We start from the raw sequence: 4,833 nt of genomic DNA on the forward strand, positions 1-4,833 counted from the left end.
ATTGAATTTCTTTCCATTATATCTATTGCTCCATTTAAAAAAACTTGGACATCTTTAGTAATGAATATTTCATCATCATTACACGACAACAAAAACAATAAGATGAAGCAACTTATAATAAAACAAATTTTCATATTACTAATATCTTAGTTGTTATTCCCACAATAACATTTATTTAATTTCTCGTTTCTACCAACCTACAAAAAATAACAAAGCAAAGCCACTATAACATAAAAAATACCCAATATCGGTTTCGTTTGGACAATTAAAAAACCATACCCTCAGGTAAGAGTANGGATAGAACTTTTTATGAAAAAAATGTTAATACTTTTCAAGCGGGGAATTAGCTAAATATTTCACAAAAAAGACCACACCCGCCCAAAAGTGTGGTCCCGTTATAAAAAATAGGTGTTAATTGCGATTGAAAATATAGAAGTCTAAATATTGGTATAGTACCAGGAAATAAAAAAGGGCACAGATAGCACCTGGACCCTTAAGATAATTTTGTAACTTTTAAATCACTTCTGTAAGTTAAAAATATTATCACCCAAAAACAAAAGACCACACCCTCATTTGGATGCAGTCTCTTTATCTGAAGTTTATCGTTCAATTGCTAGCAATATCTTATAAAACTAAATAGATCAGCAACAAATTGATTAACATATAATGGCTTAAATATTGGAATAATATCATAAACTTAGAACTCAGACTGACATCAGCCAAGCTACAAATTTTTAATTATGGGAATCTCCATAGTAATCTTTTTCCCGGTCAAAAATAACCAGCATTAATTATTAGATCCTTGGAAAACCTAAGTTGCTATTTGGTTTATTACAATAAAGTTCATCTCCAGTTTTACCTTTACCATTAGGTTTATCTCTTAAATTGCCCCAGATATTAATACAAATATCTCGTGTTACCTGGTCTATTGCTTTTGCAAATTCTAAAAGCTGATCATAATTATTGTGATAAAATATGACAATCTGAAATCCATATTCAATATGAAGAAAATCAATCACACATAAATATTTTCCAATAGGATTTTCAGGATATAATTTTGATTTTACCAGCTCTCTAATTGAAGTAAATTTCTTATTCATGAAAGCAGTAAGGTGCTCCAGCTCTCGATCCTTGGCAATTACATATTCTTTACCATATTTATCTAGGTCTAGGAAGTGGTCTATTAGTTCAAGTGTTAGCATAATTGTTTTTAGTTGTTAGGATAATTCAAATTTAGACCTGATTTTTAATAAAGCAGAATTAGCCCATATTTAAATTTTACATACGTACTTTCATATTTTTAAAAATACAATATTAAAAATACCCATAATTGGTTATATTAATTCTGTGATTTAATATATAGATTTAAATTATTAAATCCTTATTTCCAATAAAACACACAAATTATGGCCCTGTACTATGTAAATAAAAATGTCCAAAGCAATGGCGATCATGAAGTACATAAAAATGGCTGTTCTTTCATGCCTGAAACAGAAAACAGAAAATATTTAGGTGATTTTCCGAATTGTAGACTAGCTGTACTAGAAGCTAAAAAATATTATGCACAATCAAACGGCTGTTATTATTGCTCAAATGAGTGTCATACTTCATGATAATCCAGGGTCACCCACTAAGACCAGCAATCAAGCTATCATAATTATCTGAAATAATTTTAACAAGGGTTTCTTTTTAAAAATAATAAGTCTTTTAAGTCTTCACTAAAATCATCGTATGTAATTTGCTGACCTAGTTTAACAGCATTGATTTCCTCTAGTATTTTTTGGAGTTGCTTGTTAATTAAATCCTTTTCACTTCCATTAAAATCTTCTGGCTCTAAATCAATCTCAATGTCTTCTTGTAGAAAAAATAAAGTATTTTCGAAGAACTCATTTACCACACATTCATCCACATTAGGACAAATTTTTAAGTGCTCATCATATTCTATTTTAGCTTTTTGTATCACCCTTTCCAGAAAAACAATCTTATAAGAATCCCTTTTACATTCATATCTAACTTCATCAATAAAATCTTTATGAGGTCTATGATCCTCTCCCATTTTATTGAAAACAAATTTATCAGCTTGCTTTTGAATCAAGTTCATACAATTATTTTATATCATTTAATTATAACATTTTCATGCAGCATAAAATGAGGTATATTTTGAGAAGCATGCAGCATATTTGAATAAAATAGGTTATTGGAGGATATCAGGGAGGTTTTTATGGAGAATATTGCAGCATTTAATAATTGTAGATATGCGGCATAAGGAGGAATATTACCTTGATCATTAAAATGCGGTAAAATAACTCTGGAAGTCAGGGGATGTATTTTAGGTATACTTAAAATGCATTACTTCAATTTCTTCCTGAGCTGGTGCACTAAGTATTATTTAGTATGTATAGTGTAATATAATTAGTGCACTTATGTTTAATGCATTTGGTTAAACTTTAAGTAAAATTTATTTTAATTCCTATCCTTAAATTGAGATTTTTATAAAATTGTTCGGAACTAGCTTTCCTTGTATTTAGATTAGAGTAACTAGAAAGGTGATATTGAAAATCTCCTTTCGATCAAATTCTAGGTCAGTAAATTTTCTAAACAAAACTATCCCGAAATAAAGACATATATGTACTTGTAATTGGGGAGTTATTAAAGGTTGTCTAAAATTTAAAAACATGTTGTGTTAAGATTTGTCAATTAATACAATATACCATTAGAAACAGAGCCTAAATACAAGGTGTTTTATTATTATTGTATAAACAATGAATTTTTTAATGCCTTTAGTTTTAACTAACATTGGAAAGAGGTATTAAAAAGTTGTATCTAACCTCTACTCTATACTAAATTTAACAGCAAAGAAATCATTATGACACTTCAATTCAGCAAACTAAAAATTTTAATGCTGTGGTATTTATTGGTTGCAAGTCCATTTTTTCTTAAGGCTCAAAAGTTTTATGCAACAACAGATAACGGAGGTGAAAATGGTCATGGAGCTATTATTGAGTACGATTTAAATACAAAAACATTAGCAGATCCTGCACCTTTTAGTTTTCCCGATGATAGTTTTCGAGAAAGTAGCCTGATTGAACTTGATAATATACTTTATGGGATGAGTATTATTGGTGGAAAATACAATGAAGGGTATATTTACTCTTATAATCCACAAACTGTTACCTTTACTAACTTATTTGACTTTGATGGCAGTAATGGGCTAAGTCCAACGGATGGACTTCTAATATTTGAAGACAAACTTTATGGAATGACTAGTGGTGGTGGAGAGAATAATTATGGGGTTATGTTCTCATATGAACCAAGTAGTAACACTTATAAAAAACTACACGATTTTGATGGTATTAATGGGGAGTCTCCTGTAAAAGGGATGGTGATATTAAATGATAAATTTTATGGAACAACATCATGGGGAGGAGTAAGTGATGGAGGAGTGATATTTTCCTTTAATCCTAAAACAAATACTTATACCAAATTGTATGATATAACTAATAAGGCAAGACCTAACAGTGGCCTAACGGAGCTAAACGGAAAACTTTATGGTTTTACAAGTGGGGGTGGATCAAGCACAATGGGTATTATTTATTCTTTTGACCCAATTAACAGAATTTATAATGAATTATATAGCTTTAATGGTTCTGAATCATTTGGGTACTCACCAGATCCTAAAGGCAATTTTACGGTCTTCAATGGTATTCTATATGGAGTTACTAGAAATGGAGGGCCTAACATTCAGGGTACTATTTTTTCTTTCGATCCTATTAGTAATAGCTTCAATACGGTACATATCTTTCGACTCTCCGAAGGAGGAGAACCACGAAGTAATTTGACGCTCCTAAATGGAAAGCTCTACGGGATGACAACTTTTGGAGGTACAAATGACTTTGGTGTATTATTCGAATATGAACCTTCTACAGATGCTTTTATCAAAATGGCAGATTTTAATTGGACGAATGGAGCAAATCCCTGGTTAGGCCAATTAACCTTTTTTGATACACCAGATATAGATCCCCCTACTTCACCAGCGCTGAGCAAAGGGGGTATTTCGAATACCAGTGTTTCCCTATTCTGGACTAACTCTACTGATAATGTGGGTGTAGAAGGATATAAGGTTTTCAAATTGGAAGGGGAAAATAAAATTTTATTAGGCAGTACAGATGAGACCCATTTTGAAGTGATTAATTTATCCTCCTGTATAGTATATGATTTTTTAGTGGAAGCATATGATGCAGCAGGTAATAAATCAGAAAGCAATGTGCTAAAGGTTACTACAACAGACAAAACTGCTCCAATAATACCCATTTTAAGCCCTATTGAGGGAAATGCTTGTGAAATATATATTCCAATTCCTGAGGCTAAAGACAATTGTGATGGCGTAATAACCGGAATTACTTCAGATATTACCAGCTTTGAAACCGTAGGAACATATCAAATAACCTGGGATTTCATAGATGCTGCAGGTAATAACTCAAAGGCTGAGCAAACGGTGAATATTATTGCTCCTTTACCTTCCTGGTATGCAGATCAAGATGGCGATGGTTTTGGCAATGCGAATGATAGTCTGCAATCTTGTAATCAACCAGAAGGCTATGTTGCTGATAATACGGATTGTGATGATATAAATAAGGATATTTATCCTGGCGCTCTAGAACTATGTGATGGCCTGGATAATGATTGTGATGGAGAAATAGATGAAGAGGCTACTGATAAAACCATTTGGTATGCAGATCAAGATGGCGATGGTTTTGGTAATGTGAATGATAGTCTGCAATCTTGTAATCAACCAGAAGGTTATGTTGCTGATAATACGGATTGTGATGATGC

3 protein-coding genes are annotated in these 4,833 nt (G+C 31.7%); 1 reads left to right on the forward strand and 2 read right to left on the reverse strand.

Annotated elements, in window-relative coordinates:
* Positions 1-794: 794 nt before the first annotated feature.
* Together A3EM_RS0137520 and A3EM_RS0137530 are read right to left on the reverse strand one after the other, a co-directional pair.
* The gene (locus tag A3EM_RS0137520) at positions 795-1,202 is read right to left on the reverse strand and encodes a hypothetical protein (RefSeq protein ID WP_020533383.1); all 408 of its coding nucleotides are present in this window, start codon (positions 1,200-1,202) and stop codon (positions 795-797) included.
* A gap of 470 nt (positions 1,203-1,672) precedes the next feature.
* Positions 1,673-2,101, reverse strand: a complete 429-nt coding sequence (locus tag A3EM_RS0137530; RefSeq protein WP_020533385.1) for a hypothetical protein — start codon at positions 2,099-2,101, stop codon at positions 1,673-1,675.
* A gap of 765 nt (positions 2,102-2,866) precedes the next feature.
* Here A3EM_RS0137530 and A3EM_RS46745 point away from each other — a divergent pair.
* A partial coding sequence (locus tag A3EM_RS46745) for a choice-of-anchor tandem repeat GloVer-containing protein (protein ID WP_245576599.1) occupies positions 2,867-4,833 on the forward strand: 1,967 nt, incomplete at its 3' end.

The organism is Flexithrix dorotheae DSM 6795, assembly GCF_000379765.1.
Classification (GTDB): domain Bacteria; phylum Bacteroidota; class Bacteroidia; order Cytophagales; family Flammeovirgaceae; genus Flexithrix; species Flexithrix dorotheae.